This window comes from Streptomyces sp. SAS_272, from assembly GCF_052543235.1.
On the sequence record NZ_JBMNDR010000028.1, the window covers coordinates 1 to 16336 of the forward strand.

A 16336-nucleotide genomic window follows, 5' to 3' on the forward strand; every position below is an offset into this window, starting at 1 on the left:
GCGCAACACGGTGGAGCGGTGCATCAACCGGCTGCGGAACTGGCGCGGCATCGCGTTCCGCTTCGACAAGACCCCGGAGAGCTACGCGGCCGGACTGCATCTGTGCGGTGCCATGCTCTGGCTCCGCAGCATCACACCGCACAGATGATCCGAACTTCAGACAGGACCTAGGGTGCCGTGCATCGGAGCTCACCCCGCTCCCAGCCCGGCCCCCAACCCGCCCACCTGGCAGACACGTTGGGCCTGACATCGCGCAGACCAAGCGGTGATGCGGTGCTACTTCGCGAGGAGGCACCCTTCGAAAAGAACCCACACCATGATCATAAAACCCTCGGAGAAGACCTCAAATGGGATTCGGACGGCTAGGAGCCCAGGGCGTGCCCGGGGCAGTAGCCCTCAGCACCACACTCGATGAGATCGCCCAGGTCACTGACCCCTATATGACAGCACCAGAGCGACTGCGACGGAACCTGCTGTACCTGACCCGCTCCCGCACCGGCTACATCTATATGCAGGACTGCGGCATCCGCATGGACCGGCGGATGATCAGTGCCTGGCTCGCCGAGGAACGGTGTCCGAGGTGTGAGCAGCAGCGACGCCTGGAAGACGCCTTCCGCCTGCTGCGGCGCCGCAACATGGCACCCAGCATGACGCGCCGGCTCAACGCCGGTGGCGGGACCCGCGTGGAGATCTACCCCGTCGACCAGAGCGAGGTCGACGACAAGCACCGGCGTACCTCGCGGTGGCGGCACAAGAACGTCTATTGCTGGGACCCCATCGTCGCGGCCTGGTCGCGCAGCGACCTGCAGGAGTTGACCCATCAGTGGCACGACGTCATCACCGACCTCGACTCCGACTGGCGCATGTACGAGCACGTCACCCACCTCGGCTTCTGGGCCTGAACCTCTCGTCGCCCCCGCACCAAAGGGACGCCTCCATGGAGCCTCCGGGCCCCGACGACCTCATCGACGAAGAACTGGCCCGCCGGCAACAAGCACACCGTGAACTCTTAGGCCCGGCCGTACGCGCCCTGCTGGAGTTGTCGCAGCGTGGCGAGCTGACCACCGCCCACGTCGAGCTGTCCGCCCACACCCTCGGCGTCCACGTCAGAACAGTGTGGCGCAACCTGGCCCGCGCCCGGCTCGGTGAACCCCTGCGACGCGACCGGGATCGCTTCGAGATCACCGACGACATCCGCACACTGCTGGCCTACCACCGAGGCAACGTCAAAGCCGTCCACAAAGAACTCACCCAAGACGCCCAGAAGACCGGCGCGACCCCGGTCAGCCTGTCCACACTGCACCGCGCCGTCAAACGCGACCTGCCACCCGGCGACCGGGCAGGACTCAAGAGAGGAATCCCGGCCTCCCGCGGCCACGACCCGCACCTGCGCCGCCCGCCCACCGCCCGCAACGAAGAATGGGAAGGAGACCACAAACAAGCCCCCGTCCACGTCTGGGTCGATGGACGGCTGGTCAAACCGTGGGTGACCTGGTTCTGCGACTGCCACACCGGCATGATCATGGGCTGGGCCGTCACCCCTCACTTCCCGCACCGCGGATCCATCCTGGCCGCCCTCAGATCCTGCATCCTCCACGGCGACACCTACGGCCCGGCAGGAGGCCTGCCCACCCGCATCCGCATCGATCGCGGCAGGGACTTCCTCTCCCACGCCGTCCAGGACGCACTCGGCGCCTTCGCCGTCCAGGTTGACGTCCTGCCCTCCTACACCCCCCACCTCAAAGGCAGCATCGAAAACCTCAACCGAGCCGCCACCAGCATGTTCTTCTCCACCCTGCCCCGCTACACCCACGCCCAAAAACTCGACACCCGCCGCCGCTCGGGGGAGAAAGACCCAGCCCTGACCTTCGAAGGCTTCGTCGAACTGTTCGCGCAGTGGGTCCACGCCCGCAACACCGAACACCAGATGGCCAACTACGGCGGTCTCACCCCGCTGGAGTGGTGGAACAGCGAGGACACCGCGCTGCGCGAGGTCAGCTCCGCAGACCTGCACGCCTTCCTCCTGGAAGGCGACCGCTCCACCCGCGTCATCCACGGCCACGGCATCCGCTTCAAGGGACGCGACTACATGGCCGGCTGGATGACCGGCCGCTCCGGCACCCGCGTCCACATCCGCTTCCAGCCCCACCACCTCGACCAGATCGAAGTCTTCGACGACGACAACCGCCGGCATCTGGGCACCGCCTACCTGGCCGACCAGGCCACCGACGAACAGATCGAACAGGTCTACCAGGCCCGCACCGAACGTGCCCGCCGTCTGCGCCGCGACATGCGCCGAGCCGAGACCCTGCGCCGCCGACGCTTCAAAGCACACACCACCGCCGGACCGGCCCAGACAAGCACAGCGATGACCCGCAAAGAGGCCGCCAAAGAACTTCGCACCCTGCGCTCCAGCCGGCCCGCAGACGACCTGCCCGCCGACTACATGCCCCGCCGGATCATCCCCCCAGGCCGCTGGGCCGTCCCGGGTACTGACACATCCACCCAACCCGAGGCACACCCTTGACCACCCCGCTCACCGCCCCCGAGCCACCCGCCGGCCGGGCCACCCCGATCATCCGCGGCCACGAGGTGCGCTGGGGAGGCCGCCCCTACACAGCCGTCTGGACGGCCGCCCACGCCCAGCGCCCAGTGCGCATCCGCTCCCGCAGCCCCGACACCGTCGACGTCTACGACGACGCCACCGGACAACACCTCGAACCACCCACACCCCATCGCTCCGCCCCGCATCCGGCGACACCCACGCCGCCTTGGCCTTGAAGGACACCGACGTGAACGACACCGACACCACGCAGACGACACCCCACCGCGACCAAGACGAGGTCGTCGGAGAACCCGACTTCTACCTCAACCTCGCCGACGCCCGCATCGTCGCCACCGAAGCCCTCCTCGAAGCCAGCGAGAACATCGCCGACACCATCGACGCCCGCGCAATGTCCTGCATCTACGGCGACGCCGGCCTCGGCAAGACCTTCTCTGTCCTGGCCGCCCTGAAAGAAGTCTCCGCCGAACGCGTTCTGCTGCTCCAGTTCCGCTCCCGCCCCACTCCCCGTGACATCCGTCAGGAACTGTTCAACGAGCTCCACCTCGAAGGCGAACCGCCCTCCCACCCCAGCGAGTTCGACCGACTCCTCAAGCGGACCCTGGCCCGCAAGCCCTACGTCCTGGTCTGCGACGAAGCCCAGCAGTTCAGCCGGGAATGCTTCGAGTTCGTCCGCCACCTGTGGGACACCGGAAAAGGCAAGAACCGCCCCGCCGTCCTGTTCGTCGGAGGCGAAGAGGCCTACAAAACCCTCTACAGCGAACCCGCCCTCGCCTCCCGCATCTACATCTGGCAGGAGTTCGCCCCCATGGAAGCCGACGAAGTCCAAAAGAACATCCCCCTCTTCCACCCCGTCTGGGCCAACGCCACCCCCGAACTCATCGACTACGTCTACGAAGAAGGAGCCGGCGGCACCTTCCGCGTCTGGTCCAAGATCACCTACCACGTCATCGAAGGCATGAAGCGCCGCGGTTTGGAGGAAGTCGACGAATCCATCGCCCGCTGGGCACTGCGGCGCGCCCTGCCCCACCGCCGCAAGTCCCGCCGCCCCCAGCAGGACGCCGGGTGACCCAGCCGTCCGGTACCTCGCCAGCGCTTCACTACCTCAACCTGCCCGGCGCCCGCACCGTCACCACCCAGGCGGTGCGGGCAGCCGCCCACGCCCTGGACCACGCCGTACGCGAACAGAGCATGATCTGCCTGACCGCCGACCCCGGCATCGGCAAGACCTTCACCCTGCACACCCTGTGCGAGCAACGTCCCGGCCTGCCCGCCCTGCGTCTCCTGCCACGGCCCCAGGCCCGCCCCGACGACCTGCGCCACAGCCTCTACCGCGCCCTCAACCTGCCCGGCCACCCACCCCACGACCCCGGCATCTGCGACGACTACCTGCGCCACGCCCTGACGCAGCCGCCGCGCATGGTCACCGTCGACGAAGCCCACCAGCTGTCCGCCGCCTGCATCGAATACCTGCGCTACCTCCACGACGACCCCGACCCGCAGGTGACCATCGTGCTGCTGGCCAGCCAGCCCCGCCTCAGAGCCCTGCGCTCGAAGCAGCCGCTGATCAACCGGGTCACCGCCTGGCACCTCATGGGGCCGCTCGACCCGGACGAGGTCCTCACCGTCATGCCCGCCTTCCACGCACTGTGGCAGACCACCCCCAGCCACACCCTCACCCGCCTGGACGGCCTCTGGGCCCACGGCAACCTCCGGCGCTGGGCCGCCCTGACCCACCAGCTTCAAGCCATCCGGCACCGCCACCCCGACCACCCGGCCGACCCGGAAACGCTCCTGCGCCGCCTCAAGCCCCGATTGGCCCGCACCGCATGACGCCGACATCACCGCCCACCACACCGGCCAACACCCTCCCCAAGTGGCAGCCCAACTGGTCACCGGATCACACCGACCCCGGCCTGCCACCCATCACCGTGATCACCGACCCCAACGACCACCCCGACTACACCACCACCGCACTAGCCGCCCACCAGCCCGCCGCCGGCCGCATCACCGTCCACCCCACCCCCCTCGCCACCGCACCCGCCTACCTGGCCCACGACCTCATCCGCGCCCTCGGCAAACATCTCCCGCCACCGGATGCCGAACCGCCCTGGTGGACCACCAACGCCGACGACTCCTGGCGGGCAGCAGTGGCATGGACCAAAGCTCTCGGCATCAGCCACTACGTCGTCTGCCGCGCCCACCGCATCACCGCCCGCCACCTCGAACACCTCATGGCCCTGCGCGAACATACCCGCATCCAACTCACCCTCGTCGTCAGCGGTCCGACACCGGCCGCCCTGGCCACCATTTGCAAAACCGTCCCCCACCACCACACCGACACCCTCGAAGGCACGCGCCGACATCTGCCACACGCCCACCAGCCCCTAGTCGCTCCCTCAGAGCGCTACTCCTGGTGGCACCCCGCCCCCTTCCCCGCCCCACCCGACGAACCCTGGTACGAGCTGCCCTCGCGCCCCCGTCGACCGGCTCCCCTCACCCACGACAGCCCCGCAGTCGACCGCGCCACCACCGGCCGCCCCGATACCAGCCACGAAGCCGTGGCCCAGCGCATCCACACACGCATCGGCCATCCCGTGCATGCCGCGGCCGTCGCCGTCCGTGTCCTGACCGGCTACGACACCGACCAGCTGCCCCAGGTCACCATCCCCACACCGCAACGCCCGCGCGCCCACCTACCTGCGCATCTGCCCACGTGGGTTATCCCCCTCCTGGACGCCTCCCGCGTCTACACCGAACTGCAGGGTCACATCCGCAGCGACCTGCCTCCCCACCTGTCAGGAGCTGACAGACCCTTCCACCTCGCGAGCTGGGACAAGGACGACGTCGCCCGCGCCAGCGAGACCTGCAGCCTCACCCCGGCCCCCACCCGCAAGCGGCCCAACACCCCCAGAAAGAGCAGACAATGACATCGCGCGTCGCCTTCATGCGACAGATCCTGTCGCATGCTGTAGACTGTAAGGGTGATGTTGAAGCGAGTGCTGCTCCAAGAACTGCGGCGCATAGCCGGGGAAAAAGGGGCGGATCTCGTTTTCGTGACGGAGCGGCCGAGGCACGATGTCTACGAGCTGTTGGGCACCCGCCTTCCCGTTCCACGGAGACGAGAGATCGCCGAGTGGGTCGCCGATGAGCTGATCAAGGCGGCGGAGGGAGCGTGAACGAGTAGTGGGGGCCGAGCGCAAGTCGGCCCCCACGCCGACCACGTTCTCACCACCTCGGCGGTACACGCAAGGAAGGTGAAAAGGAAGGGAAGGGAAGGAGAATGGTCGACACACCGACGTTTCACGCTGTCGCGAGACGGGATGGCGCTTACTGGGCCGTGCGTATCACCGACCTGCCGGACGGCTGTGTCGGGGTCACTCAGGGGCGTACCTGGACCGAGGCGAGAAAGATGGCCGCCGATGTCGTCTCGGCGCTGCTCGATGTCTCAGAAGAGTCCTTCAAGGTCGAGCTGCGGCCGGCGGATCCGGAGCTTGCCGAACTGGTGAGCAAAGCGGAAAAAGCAAGGGAGGAAGCAGACAGAGCGGCCACGAAGGCAGCCGAGGCCCTCGCCACCGCCGCCCGTACCCTCACCGCGAAGGTAACGGTCAGGGACGCTGGAGCCATCTTGGGCGTCTCGCACCAGTACATCGCCAAGCTTGCACCCAAGAGCAACTGACACTGACTGGCTTGTGCGCTCCCGCAGCAGTTCCGGGGATCGCACAAGCCAGTCCAGTTCCAACAGCAGGCGGCAATCGCCCGGAACCAGCCGGAGAGGCCAGGCGCGTACTGCCGGGCCGTGTCGTTACAGTCAGGACGCCTGCCGTCTGTCTCCTGTGGCTGCTGTCGGCCCATCCCCGCCCCGAGACGTTGTCCGATCAGATCTCTCTTTGCGGGCCACGAAGACCAGAGCATGTGTGCCGCTGTGGTCGGTGGCCTGGATTGCCGGCTGCAAGGCGGGGCCGTCCGTGGTCACGGCGGCGGGCAAAAGGTCGTCCTCAGGGTTGCCCCGCACGGCTCCGTTGGCGGAAGGGGTCGAGAGGAGGTCGTAAGTGATGCGCTTCAGCACTTGATCGTCCTGATCGTTGACCGCTGCGGCCCGGTCCAGGGCCTGCTCGATGTCGTCACCGACGGGATCGACCATTACGGCGGGTTGCGCGAAGGAGGCGGGCGGGATCTGCGCGGCGGTGTCGTTCGGCGTCGCATCGCGGAGCTGGTCGAGTTCCTCAATGAGTTTGCAGAGCTGGTCCTCGACGACAGCGGCTAGTTCTTCGGCCTGGCGTTGCTTTTCCTGGGCACGCAGCAGTTCCTGCCGGGCACGCTGCTCTTGCTCCTGAGCGCGGAGGAGCTGCTCCTGAGCCTGGAGCATGGCGTCGGGAGCGAAACTCGAGGTACGCAGCTGCTCGTACTCGCAGTTCAGGTCCGTGATGCGCTGTTCCAGCTTGTTGACCATGGAAAGGAGCACCATTATCAGTTTCGTGGAGTTGGCCTCGGCCTCGCGCAGCTGGTTCTGCTGTACCAAGACCTGGGTGAGTAGTCGGTACGTCTGGACCTGGCGTGTACGCGGGATGTCGACCGTGCCCGATGGCTGCGGTGCGGACGCCGCACGCGCGGCGTTCCACAGAAGCATGGCCTGCTGATGGACGTTCTGCCGAGCCGGAGGCGGCACAGTGATGTAGATCAAGCTCTCGACAAACTGTCGCGGCGGAACGGTACCGCCCAAATAGAGAGCAGTCTGTGTCTTGGAGTAACCCAAGGGCTCGCACAGGGCAGACAGGGGCTTACCCGTCTGGAGAACGCAGTCGCGCAAGTACTTCGACAGGGCCTGGGCCGGTGCGGTGCCCGCCCGCACAGGCTTCCACGGACGGCCTCTGCGAGGGCTGGTGCGGCCCGGTGCGGACGACTTCGCCGTCTTCGTACAGCCGGGCGTGGACTGCGGGCGCAAGCGTTCGAAGGCGTCTATCCATGGTTCGTGGAGGTCCGGAGGCAGACCGCAAGCGATCAGGTATCCGCGGAGCTGGCTGGCATCGGCAGGCAGTGAGCTGGCCCGTCTGATGCGATGAGCCGTCGAGCGCGGCAGCACACCGGGGCCGCCGCCCTGGTCCTCCATGCTTCGCACGGTGGGAGCTCCGGCCCGCAGATGCAGATCGGCCAGTCCCCTGCAGAACTCGGGGACGGCACCGAAGAACTGCGGTTGGGGAACCCGGCGAGCATGCCGAGGTGCGAATGAGGCGTGCCGGGCCGACTTCCACAACTCGCGCCCCTCGTGCAGAAAATGGTCAAGATCTTCCCCCAAGGGCGCCCCGCAGCCCTGGATGAACGCAACGACGGTGGTGAGCTTGGGTACGACAGTTCCTGATGCTGCCCGCTTGAGCGTGGCAGTGGACAGACCGGTTCGCTGCGCCAGAGCCTGATGCGTCATCTGTGCTGTTGCCTTGCGGGTACGCAGGAATGCGGCGAGATCGCCAAACTCGGGAACTGTGTAATCCACCGGCCTGTCGGGGCGCCCCATGACCGCGGCCTACCGCTCGGGTCCGAGAAGGGCGCGGAGAGCTGAGCTGATCCGCCGTGTTCCTCCGGCAACAGTCAGCACAACGACGCCGGAGCCGATCGATCCGGCACCGCCGATCAGCCACAGCACCTGGGGGACTGGCATCTTCAGCGCTGCCAGCAAAACGGCGGTTTCAAGGAAGGCGATGATGACGCACGCGTGAGGGAACCCGAACCGGGGCGGGCCCTCGCGTGGTGGTGCGGCGGCCGAGGGCGAAGCGGTGTTATGCATGTGCACTCCCTGATCGAACCGTCCGGCGGTCGGTCGGACCGGCGGACGGGCTACTGGCTCCAATTGGCTGTGGGCATCGGGCGGTTGGCGCCGCCGTGCGATGCTCGCCATCGCGAGCATCGCAGCTCCCCGCCGATCTGTAGATAGCCCGGAATGACCCCCAGCGGGGATTGGCTCAGCAGTGTGCGACGGCCCGGACTTGTTCGCCTTCGCGGCTTGCTGGCGACGTCCCTTGCGAGCAGCGGCAATGGGGTCGCCCGCCGGGAGTTTCGCCGCTTGCGGGCGAAGGTTGGCTCGGCGCTGTCCCAGTTGCGCTTGTCTCACCGGTGCACCGGTGAGACCGTCGACAGGATGACAGCATCCTTCACAGTGACGCTGTCGCCTCCTTGATTGCTACTGGCTCCAACCAATCGGTGACCAGGGGGCACTCGCAGACTTCATGTTGGCGCATGAGCTGCACACCGTGGGCGTTTCCGTGCAAGCGGGAGCGCCCGTCGGGCTGTCCTCTCTGAAACTCAGGGCAGGCGCTTGACTTCGACCTGTCGTCTCGAGGACGTCAAGCGGGCCCCGCCAGACGGCTGTGGGTCGTCTGGTCCTCGCGGCCCCACACTTCAGGCGCCCCTCGAAACGGTAGACGACAGGCATCACTTGCCCTCCTTCCCCCTCGTGCACACTGCGCCGCACACGGCCTGGCCCAGACCGTCTTGCCGGACCATGCCCCCAGGCAGGGCCTGCTCACAGACGGACACACTCTGACCGCTGCCCCCGCACAGAAGGTGGCGCCGCCGGAGACGAATGGCTGGTTTGTACCGCGCACACCACCGCAGGAAAGGGTACGCATGTTCTATTTAAGGGAAGCTGTGACGGGCTGCGGTGACGGATGGTTGGATGCCGGTGTCTAGCGGTTTGATGGTTCGTTGGACACGCCACGGGCTGGACGGCCAGGCCTGCGGGCAGCCGTGACCGCAAGGATGGGGAGCCGACGGGTGAGTGACCGAAGTTCGATCGAGTGGACCGAGGCGACGTGGAATCCCACGACCGGCTGCGACCGGGTCTCGGACGGATGCGACAACTGCTACGCGCTGACGCTGGCGAAGCGGCTCAAGGCCATGGGGTCGGCGAAGTACCAGAACGACGGCGATCCCCGCACCTCCGGCCCCGGCTTCGGCCTGACCGTGCACCCGGACGCGCTGCGGGTGCCACTGGGCTGGAAGGCGCCGCGCACGGTGTTCGTGAACTCGATGTCGGATCTCTTCCACGCCCGCGTCCCGCTGGACTACGTCGAGCAGGTCTTCGACGTCATCGCGCAGACCCCGCAGCACACGTATCAGGTGCTCACGAAGCGGGCGCGTCGGCTGCGGCAGGTCGCCGACCGGCTGGAGTGGCCGGCCAACCTGTGGATGGGTGTGTCCGTGGAGAGCGCGAAGGAACTGCCGCGTGTGGATGACCTGCGGCAGGTTCCGGCCGCGGTGCGGTTCCTGTCGTGCGAGCCGTTGCTCGGGTCTTTGGACGGGCTGGACCTGACGGGCATTCACTGGGTGATCGCCGGAGGCGAGTCCGGCCCCCGCTTCCGCCCGATGGAGCAGGAGTGGGTCACGGGGATCCGGGACGCCTGCCTGCAGGCCGATGTGGCCTTCTTCTTCAAGCAGTGGGGCGGTCGGACCCCGAAGGCATCCGGCCGGCATCTTCAGGGCCGGACCTGGGACCAGATGCCTATGCCCGAACCTGTGCCTGCAGGCTGATCCGGCTCTTCGTCGTGAGCTTGCCCGGCGACTGGACGGCGATCACGCCGTCCTGCCGCATCTGCCGGGCCGCCTGCAAGGCGTGCTTCGGCATCCAGCGGGCGGTCTCCGTCAGCAGCCACTCGCCGATCGCCTCCACAGTGGTGGCCCCGGCACTCAGGCGCTGGGCGACCAGCTCGGCCAGCTCGTCGTCGATCAGACCCGCGGCCTGGAACAGGTCGAGCTGGCCGTCCGCTTTGGCACCTCGGGTGCGGGGATCGCGGAAGCTCTCGCCGTCGAGGTCGTCGACCTTCCACATGGCGTCCTTCATCGCCTTCAGGCCCGCGGTGCTGCCGGTGCCGAAGACGAGGTAGAGGGGCTGCCCGGTACGGGGGACGAGTTCGAATTGCAGCTGGTAGCCGAAGCCGGCCCGCCGCAGCGCGTCCCGGTAGGTGCGCAGCCACACGCGCCACTTCTCGTCGGGACCCAGCTCGTCGGCGGCCGCGGTCCAAAAGCCCCGGCCGCCGAAGACCGTGTCGAGGATGTCGGCGTTGAGCTCCTCGCGGCGGCTGAACCAGTTGGGTCCGAAGGTGGTGATGACTTCGCTGGAGCGGTTGCGGGCGATGCGGGACATCACGTGCAGCGGCACGTTGACGCTGCCCCAGCTGTCGAAGATCCCCAGGATCGGGTGGCCCCAGGCTCCGAGCTCATCGAGGACCGTGAGGCTGTCGCGGCCCGCCTCACCGCGCCGGACCTCCACCCGTACCGGCAGATCCTTGAGCGGTCCGAAGCGGGAGACGAGTTCCGCCACGAGGTGCTCGTGGCGCGCGCGGTCCTTCTCGATGAATATCAAATGCACCCGCCGGGGGCTGAGGTGCATGCGGTCGACCGCGTGATGACCGAGCAGGCGGTCCAGGATGAACACCGGCGAGCCCGGCTCGCCGTCCTCGTAGCGGCCCGGGCCGGCGAACGCATCCAGGAGCGTGACCCGGGGCCGGGAGTAGCCGGTGCTCTGGGAGGTCTGCAGCAGGATCGGCCACCAGGCGTCCAGGTACCGCTGGTACAACCGGTGCTTGGCCGCGGTCGCCGGCTCCAGCTTCCACAAGACGCCCATCCGTGCCCCCTGTTCAGGATCGCCACGGTCGGCGGCTGGCGCGTGCCAGTCGCATCCCCTGGTAACAGATGGTGTGCGCAACGACGTTCAGCGTAAAGACCGCGTACCAGCCGCTGGGGGAGCGGACCGTCCTGCTTGAAGAGCGTCGGCCACCGGATCGACCCCCTCCGGCAGAATGCCCCGGCGAGTCTGCCGCGGAAACAGCCCGACGGGTCGGCCGCCTCGTCCCCATTCGCTTACCCCCGGGTGATTCTTCGCTCCCATCTGCGCGGTGATGACCCGACCGGCTGCCTCGTCCGCCTCCGTCATGGAGCCGACGGTGGGAGGAGGCCTGGGGTTCATGGGCGGTATCCGGTCAGCCGGTCTTTGACGGTCGCTCAGGACTCCGCTAATCTTCATGCCGAATCAGATATCAGAGTTTGCATGCAGGGAGTGGGTGGGATGCTGCTGACGACCGGGCAGGCAGCCCAGGAACTCGGCTGCGCCATCACCACCTTCCGCCGTCTCGTGCACGCCGGACTGCTGCCGGGCCTGTCCCGCCGTGGCGTGCGCGTCATGGTTCCGCTCCATGTGGTCCAGGCACTCGGTCAGCGCCGGCACGCCCCGCTGGACCGGCTGGATGCTCAAGAGATCGCCGTCCTGCGGGTCGACGCGGCCAAGCAGGTACAGGAACCGGACCGGAACTGGATCGGCTTCGCCGCCTCCCTCGCCTCCGAGGACCTCCTCAAGGCGCTGCGCGGCTGGTGGCGCTGCGATGCGCCGAGCGTGGCGGCCGCCGGAGTCCTGCCGGTGACCCTGTCGGGCTACGTGGTGGCCGTGCTGACCGGCCTGGAAGTCTGGGAGAAGAACGCCCAGGGCCGCTATGCCTTCCCTCACGCGCGGCTGGCGGGCTACGTCACCGACCTGGCCACGCCCGTCCATCACGTGACTGCCTCCTCGCAGGCCGACCGGATGCTCGCTGATCTGCTGCTGGGCAGCCGGCTTGTCTCCCACTCGGGCGGGGCGATCGCCTACGTCCCCGCACCCGCCGCCGCCCGCCGTCCGGACAAGGAAGCCTGATGGACGCACAGCGCTACACCGCAGCCCTCGCCGAACTGCGCACCGTACGGGACGAGATCAAAAAGACCCGGGCCGCCCTGGCGAAGCTGGAGGCCGAGCGGGACCGGCAGATCACACAGCTGGCCGGGTACGAGAAGGCGAAGGCGGAACGGATCGCCCCGGCGGCCGGACTGAGCCTGACCCACATCGTCACCCTGGCCCCCGCCCTGGCCCCCGACCGCCTCACCACAGCCGAGACCACCCCGCCCCGCCCCGAGCCGGACGCCCCAGCCATCGCCGCCGACGACAGCACCGAGAGTCCGCCCCACCCCGCCACCCAGACGGGAGCCGTGGCGCCCGCGACGGCCGCCGTCACAGCAGCGCAGCCCGTCGCCGCCTCGCCGCCGGCCGCTCCTGCCGAGGACTCTGCCTCCGGGAAGCCCCAAGCCCCCGACGCGCCGCGTGCCCTCCCGTCGATCCCCGACGGGGCAGCGGGCAACAGCTGGTTCACGCACACCCCGAACCTGCTCTCCAAACCACCGAACTTCACCCAGCAGGCCCGCTCCACCGTCTTCCTGGACACGGACACGGGCGTGCTGGTGCACCGCAGCCAGACCCACCGCCTCGACCTGGCCGACACCTCGGTCGCCGCCATCCTGACCGCCGTCTTCCAGACCCTTCCCGAAGGCACGGAGCGCATCTACATCACCGCCGGTGACCCCTGGCACCGCGACGCCGACCGCTACCCCTACCTGAGGGATGCGGTCGCGGCCTGGCTGAACGCCCCCACCCCGGGCTGGCGCACCGACACCGGCCGCGGCAAAGACCGGATGGCCGGACACTTCGTCCACGCCCGCAACCCCGTCGGCCGCTACCAGCGCGACAACGGCGACAGCCACGTCGAAATCCGCTCGGTGGGGGAGTGGTTCGAGACCAGCGGCGACGACCCGGCCACCATCCGGGACGCGTTCGTACTGCTGTGGCAGGCCCTGCGCCGCCACTGGACCGACGCCGTCATCATGGGCTCCCCCTCCCAGACCGGCCGCGACCTGTGGACCCGCACCATCCCCACCCGCGGCCAGCACGCCGACGGCTTCCCCGTCCTGTCCGAGGAACTGCGCGGCCTGCTGCACGCCACCGCCGGCCAGGGACGCAACGAACTCATCCTCCCGCCCCGCGTGCCCGAACAACTGCCCCAACTCGTCGAGTACGACCGCACCTTCGCCTACGCCAAACACACCTGGAAGTCCCCGGTCGGCACCCCCCGCCGGATCACGGCCGCCACCTTCGCCTCCTGGAGCGAGAAGGAACAGACCCGGGCCCTGTACGGGTGCGGGCACTGGCAGGTACGCGTGACCGTCCCTGACACCTGGACTCACGTCGGCCTGCTGCCCGCCCCCGCGCCGGGCGAGCGCGCCTGGCACTACCCGGCAACCCCAGGTACGACCTTCACCACCTGGGCCGGCGGCCCCGAAATCCACACCACCCTGTCCAACCCCATCACCCCGTGGAAGATCGAGATTCTCGACGGGATCCTGTGGGAGGACGGCAAACCCGTCGACGACTGGGCCAAGAAACTCAAAGAGACCTGGACCAACCTCTCCGCCCAGGCCCACTTCCAGGGCGACGCCCAGCAGGCCCGCGCCGCCCACCTCGCCTCCCGCGCGGTGCGCGCCATCCTCCTGTACGGCATCGGCTCCTTCGCCCAGCGCCCCCGCATGGTCACCGGCACCACCCCCCGCACCCTGGAGCGCGACGTCCCACCGGATGCGGAAATCATCGGCTTCGACGACGAGCAGATCACCTGGCAGAAGCCCACCGGCTTCAGCCGCGACCCCAACGCCCACCCCGAATGGGCCGCCGCGATCTGGTCCGGCGCCCGCGCCGCCCTGCTCACCCAGCGCCACCGCGACGACAACATCTACGCCGGCGCCCTGCATACCGAGCCCGGCAGCGTCGTCGCCTTCCGCACTGACGCCCTCTACCTCACCCAGCCGCAGGCCTGGCCGCACCACCATCAGCCCGGCGACTACCTCCTCAAGGGCCACCTCACCGGCCCCGTGGCCGCCCCCACCACCGAGGGAGAACTCCTTGCCCTGCGGGACGCCGGACGCGCCGCCCTCACCCCGAGCGCAGGAGAGGCCTGATGCCGCCCCGCCCCCGCCGTAACCGTCCCGCTGGTCAAGGCGAGTTGAACGAGGCCGCCCAGTTGGCCGACCAGCTGCAGACGGCCGGCTACTCCAAGCGCGACATCGCCCGCATCATCAACCGCGACGCCTCTTTGGTGTCCCAGTTCTACTCAAAGAACAAAGGCGCTGCCTTCGTCCCCGCCCTGCGCCAGGTCCTGGCCGCCGTCCAGACCGGCGGCATCACCGACCTCCCCGACCTCGCTTCCATCGCGGGCCGGTACATCACCCGCCGTACCACCGCCTCTGGTGCCACAGCCCGGGTGCGCGGCAAAGCCGTCCTGATCACCCCCACCGGTTCCGGCACCGGCCGCGTCGGCGCCCAGGCGATCGCCTCCGGCTCCTCCCGGCTGCGCCCCCTGATCGCAGAAGCCGCCCGCCGCGGCCTGCGCCTGGCCTTCACTGTCCGCCTGGCCAAGACCGGCTACGTGCACCCGTCTGGCAGTCGCACCGACTCACCCGGCATCCGCCGTGACGTCATCCAGCGCGCCGATCACACCGAGGAGCGCTCCTATGGCTCCGCCCAGACCGGCGGGCACGATGCCGCCGGCTTTGCCCAGCGCGTCGACGCCGCAGGCGGAGACGTCACCGCGGCCGTCCGTCAATGGCTGGTGGAGACCGGCCGCATTCGCCCCGATGCGCACATCATCCATCTGGAGATCCGTACGTGGCGGCCGCGCTGAGGACAGGATCGGCATGCTGCGGCAGCCGCCAGCGTCGCCCCCAGAGTGACAGCTCTCTGTCGGCAGCGGCAGCTGAGACTGTAGGGGCCGGGTCCGGCAGAGCGGGGTGTCGGCGTCTCGGTGGCCGTATCTGAGCGGTAGCTGAGTTGACCGGCTGCCGCGGAACGTCTTGCGCCGCGGCTGCAGCCGGAGCGCAGGTTCCGCCATACGGGCACCGGCGGTGGCCGGGTCTGGTCTGGCCATGGCCGTGGTCGCGGCCTGCTCGGTCAGGTTCCGCTGGCGGGGCCGGGTGGTCATGGGGCTTCTCCCTCTCGCAGGTCACCGCCGCCGGCGCGGCGGTGTCGGAGTAACTGGTCGTAGTGGGTCACCGAGGGCAGCGGCCTGGTGTCCGGCGGAAGATGGTTCAGCTTCCACTCGTGCAGGAAGGTCACGCTCGCCCCTTCCAGTCCGGCAGTCGGCCGCGGCGTCTGGGCCTCGGCGGCAGCGGGTTCGTCCTCGGCCTGAGCGGCTTTGCGGGCCTCCAGCGCGACCGCGTCCGCGGTCAGGGCCCCGGCCCGAAGGGCGGTGGCCAGGCCGGCGACGATGTGCTCGTGCGCGAGGTGGCGGCCCAGCAGCAGTACCTCGATCAGAGCCCGGGTGCCCTCGGTGTCGCCGTGGGCCCGAACCGCCGCGGCCCACCAGGCGTCGTGGACCGGGGTGAACTTCCCAGCCGAGCGGGCCTGGTCGAGCGCGGTCGCGCCGGGAAAGGCACCTGGCTTGCGGATCAGGGCCTCCAGGTAGTGATCCAGCTCCAGCCGACAGCTGCCTTTGGCGATCAGCCGATCATGCCGGGCCACCTCCACGTTCCTGTCGTAGACCACCAGGTGAGAGGCGTGCAGCAGCACCCGGACCCGCTTGCCGATCAGGCGGACCGGCACCGAGTAGCGGTTGGTGCGGACCGCGAACTGGCCGTAGCGGTCGACCCGCGGAGTGAACACCCGCCCCGTCTCGAACGGATCCTCCGGCAGTGGCAGCAGCCGCGGGCGCTCGTCCTCGAAGTACTCGTCGATCGTTCGTGCCCTGGCCCCGATCCGGCGCCGCCCGTCGTGCCGGTCCCACTGCTCGACCAGCTCGTTCAGCTCCGCCAGCGACTCGACCTCCGGAACCTTCTCTGAACTACCGAGATGAGGCCACCTTCGTTCTGTCAAGTCTGAGCGTGTTGCCGAGGTCGGCGGTCGAAGAAAACGCCCTCCACCTCCAGGGGCCAGCG

The 16336-nt window shown here is 68.7% G+C and carries 16 protein-coding genes and 1 pseudogene; 13 read left to right on the plus strand and 4 right to left on the minus strand.

The window, feature by feature from the left end; genetic code table 11:
- The 9 genes and pseudogenes from ACN6LD_RS17745 to ACN6LD_RS17785 all read left to right on the plus strand — a co-directional run.
- Positions 1-148 (plus strand): annotated as a pseudogene (locus ACN6LD_RS17745) (IS5/IS1182 family transposase); the annotation flags it as partial.
- Positions 149-377: 229 nt separating this feature from the next.
- Positions 378-902, plus strand: coding sequence for a transcriptional regulator (locus ACN6LD_RS17750; protein WP_445043681.1), 525 nt, complete (start codon positions 378-380; stop codon positions 900-902).
- Positions 903-937: 35 nt separating this feature from the next.
- Complete coding sequence (locus tag ACN6LD_RS17755; protein ID WP_445043682.1) at positions 938-2527, plus strand: transposase; 1590 nt, start codon at positions 938-940, stop codon at positions 2525-2527.
- Positions 2524-2781, plus strand: coding sequence for a hypothetical protein (locus tag ACN6LD_RS17760; RefSeq protein ID WP_383649215.1), 258 nt, complete (start codon positions 2524-2526; stop codon positions 2779-2781). Before ACN6LD_RS17755 ends, ACN6LD_RS17760 begins: the two co-directional genes overlap by 4 nt.
- An 11-nt stretch (positions 2782-2792) precedes the next feature.
- The gene (locus ACN6LD_RS17765; RefSeq protein WP_445043683.1) at positions 2793-3632 is read left to right on the plus strand and encodes an AAA family ATPase; all 840 of its coding nucleotides are present in this window, start codon (positions 2793-2795) and stop codon (positions 3630-3632) included.
- Positions 3629-4396 carry an AAA family ATPase gene (locus ACN6LD_RS17770; protein WP_445043684.1) on the plus strand — a complete coding sequence of 256 codons (768 nt, stop codon included), beginning with the start codon at positions 3629-3631 and terminating at the stop codon, positions 4394-4396. The genes ACN6LD_RS17765 and ACN6LD_RS17770 overlap by 4 nt, the downstream gene beginning before the upstream one ends.
- Positions 4393-5493: a hypothetical protein gene (locus tag ACN6LD_RS17775; protein ID WP_445043685.1), complete on the plus strand. Its 1101-nt coding sequence runs from the start codon at positions 4393-4395 to the stop codon at positions 5491-5493. The genes ACN6LD_RS17770 and ACN6LD_RS17775 overlap by 4 nt, the downstream gene beginning before the upstream one ends.
- 57 nt (positions 5494-5550) lie before the next feature.
- Positions 5551-5742, plus strand: coding sequence for a hypothetical protein (locus ACN6LD_RS17780; protein ID WP_445043686.1), 192 nt, complete (start codon positions 5551-5553; stop codon positions 5740-5742).
- 104 nt (positions 5743-5846) lie between these two features.
- Positions 5847-6242, plus strand: a complete 396-nt coding sequence (locus tag ACN6LD_RS17785) for a type II toxin-antitoxin system HicB family antitoxin (RefSeq protein WP_383649220.1) — start codon at positions 5847-5849, stop codon at positions 6240-6242.
- Between the two features lie 132 nt (positions 6243-6374).
- Here the strand turns inward: ACN6LD_RS17785 and ACN6LD_RS17790 are convergent, their stop codons facing one another.
- Positions 6375-8075, minus strand: a complete 1701-nt coding sequence (locus tag ACN6LD_RS17790; RefSeq protein ID WP_445043687.1) for a helix-turn-helix domain-containing protein — start codon at positions 8073-8075, stop codon at positions 6375-6377.
- Between the two features lie 9 nt (positions 8076-8084).
- Positions 8085-8345, minus strand: a complete 261-nt coding sequence (locus tag ACN6LD_RS17795; protein ID WP_383649224.1) for a hypothetical protein — start codon at positions 8343-8345, stop codon at positions 8085-8087.
- 986 nt (positions 8346-9331) lie between these two features.
- On the opposite strand from ACN6LD_RS17795, the gene ACN6LD_RS17800 reads away from it, so the two are divergent.
- Entirely contained in the window at positions 9332-10087 is a 756-nt protein-coding gene (locus ACN6LD_RS17800) for a DUF5131 family protein (RefSeq protein WP_383649226.1), read from the plus strand.
- Here the strand turns inward: ACN6LD_RS17800 and ACN6LD_RS17805 are convergent.
- Entirely contained in the window at positions 10059-11180 is a 1122-nt protein-coding gene (locus tag ACN6LD_RS17805; RefSeq protein ID WP_383649227.1) for a three-Cys-motif partner protein TcmP, read from the minus strand. The genes ACN6LD_RS17800 and ACN6LD_RS17805 overlap by 29 nt on opposite strands.
- Before the next feature lie 441 nt (positions 11181-11621).
- Between ACN6LD_RS17805 and ACN6LD_RS17810 the strand changes: the two genes are divergently transcribed.
- Genes ACN6LD_RS17810 through ACN6LD_RS17820 form a run of 3 tightly spaced genes read left to right on the plus strand, consistent with a single transcriptional unit; the run spans position 11622 to position 15087 of the window.
- Positions 11622-12239 (plus strand): helix-turn-helix domain-containing protein, encoded by a 618-nt coding sequence (locus ACN6LD_RS17810; RefSeq protein WP_383649229.1) that lies wholly within the window; start codon positions 11622-11624, stop codon positions 12237-12239.
- Positions 12239-14365 carry a hypothetical protein gene (locus ACN6LD_RS17815; protein ID WP_445043688.1) on the plus strand — a complete coding sequence of 709 codons (2127 nt, stop codon included), beginning with the start codon at positions 12239-12241 and terminating at the stop codon, positions 14363-14365. Before ACN6LD_RS17810 ends, ACN6LD_RS17815 begins: the two co-directional genes overlap by 1 nt.
- Positions 14365-15087, plus strand: a complete 723-nt coding sequence (locus tag ACN6LD_RS17820; RefSeq protein ID WP_445043689.1) for a helix-turn-helix domain containing protein — start codon at positions 14365-14367, stop codon at positions 15085-15087. Before ACN6LD_RS17815 ends, ACN6LD_RS17820 begins: the two co-directional genes overlap by 1 nt.
- A gap of 293 nt (positions 15088-15380) precedes the next feature.
- Here the strand turns inward: ACN6LD_RS17820 and ACN6LD_RS17825 are convergent, their stop codons facing one another.
- Positions 15381-16274, minus strand: coding sequence for a Mu transposase domain-containing protein (locus tag ACN6LD_RS17825; RefSeq protein WP_445043690.1), 894 nt, complete (start codon positions 16272-16274; stop codon positions 15381-15383).
- Positions 16275-16336 lie beyond the last annotated feature (62 nt).